The 1,630-nt window shown below is 73.0% G+C and carries 2 protein-coding genes; both read right to left on the bottom strand.

All coding sequences use genetic code 11. The features are described from left to right. Nucleotides 1-36: 36 nt before the first annotated feature. Nucleotides 37-954, bottom strand: a complete 918-nt coding sequence (locus tag B9G38_RS15130) for a hypothetical protein (RefSeq protein ID WP_086220926.1) — start codon at nucleotides 952-954, stop codon at nucleotides 37-39. A gap of 117 nt (nucleotides 955-1,071) precedes the next feature. Beyond that, nucleotides 1,072-1,630: CheF family chemotaxis protein (locus B9G38_RS18635; protein WP_303646241.1), on the bottom strand; the 559-nt coding region annotated here is incomplete at its 5' end.

The raw sequence follows: 1,630 nt of genomic DNA, 5'->3' as shown, positions 1-1,630 counted from the left end.
GGAGGGCGCGGCGGGTCGGCGGCGGGGGCGACAGGCTCAGCGACCGCCGTCGGTCATCGCGACCGGTTCGTCCGCGTCGACGCCGGGAGCCTCCTCCGGGTCGGTCGCCTCGTCCGTCGCGGGGTCGAACGCCGCGTCCGTGACGCCGAACTGCGTCCAGAGCGTGGCGACGACGACCGCGTACGCGACGAGGTCGTAGTGGACCGCGCCGTCCAGGCCGGTGAACGCGGCCAGCGTGCTGTATCCGTACAGCGCGGCGACGCCGCCGACGAACGCGACTTCGTTGGTGAACTCGCCGTCGCGCACCGCCGCGGCCGCGCGCCTGATCGCGGGGCCGCAGGCGACGAGGAACGCGATCCCGGAGAGCGCGCCGAGGTTGACGAAGAAGTGCGTCGTCATCTGCGAGTCGAGGATCGACTGGAGGTACTGGACGGTGACGGGGTCGTAGAACAGCCACTCGACGCGGGTCGGGTACAACACCGCGATGTACGGCGTCGCGACCATCAGGCCGAAGAGGACCGCGACCGCGACCCGGGCCGACGCGAACTGCGAGGCGCGGCGCGCCTCGAACGCCTCGTCGCCGGGCGCGACGACGAGCCCGCACTCCGCCAACACCTCGCGGATCGCGCCGCGCGTCAGCGACGGGTCGTGGTGGACGCCGACCGTCCCGTTGCGCCGCGTCGCCGAGGCGGCGCTGACGCCGTCGACGTCGCGCAGGACCGCCTCCAGCACCCCCTCGCGGCGGTCGGTGTCTATCCCCTCGACCGAGAACGTGTCGTGGGCGTGGTCGGCCGGCACGCGGGCGGTTCGCGGCCCCGAACCGGCAGCGTCGCTCGGGGGGCTCCCGCGCCCGGGGGAGTCCGCTGCTCCCGTCCCGCCGGGCGCGTCGATTCCCCGCTCGTGGGCCACGGCGTCGAGCGGCGTCTCGCCGCCGCGGTGGTCTCTCTCTTGCATGAGAGACACCTACGGTTACAGGAGCATGAAACTTCCCCCGAGCGGCGGGCCGGCGCTCGCTTCGGACGCCCCGCGTTCGGCTGACGCGCCGCGGCCTCGAACCGCGGCGGCCGTCCGTCAGGCGTTGACGGATTCGAGGTAGCTGCTCACGATCATCTGTCCCTTCCGGGTGAGCGTGGTCCCGCTCTCGCCGTCCGCGACGAGGTCGGCCTCGCGGAGCGTGTCGAGGATCATCGACGTCTGCGCGACGTCGCCGGTGATCACGTCGGCGATATTCGCCTCGCCGCCGGCCGAGTAGATGGAGACGAGGATCTCCAGCTGCTCTTCGGTCGGGTCGAAGGAGTCGAGCTCCTCCATCGCCTCGTCGTACTCGATCTTGATGTACCGGCCGAGGACGTTGAGGGCGCGCTCGTTCGGGACGGTCGCGATCGACGTGACCGTCCGCCCGTCGAGGACGTGCCGGAACACGAGCGCGGGGCGCTTCTTCCCGCCGAGGGTGCGGTCGGTCCGCTCGTAGTCGATCACGGCGGAGAGGTCGACGGCGAACGGGTCGGGGCAGTCCTCGAACTGTAACTCGCCCGGCCCCCCCCGCCCCCCGGGACCGCGGTCGGTCGCCGCCGTGCCCCGGCCCGCGACCTCCCCCGGGTGCCGCACCGTGCGCGGTACCGTCCCCGCC

Source organism: Halorubrum sp. SD612 (assembly GCF_002135005.1).
This window is presented reverse-complemented; position numbering and strand designations above follow the sequence as displayed.

Bases quoted from the DNA above. Each gene is read 5' to 3' on its own strand.
- B9G38_RS15130 (WP_086220926.1), bottom strand. From the start codon at position 954: ATGCAAGAGAGAGACCACCGCGGCGGCGAGACGCCGCTCGACGCCGTG.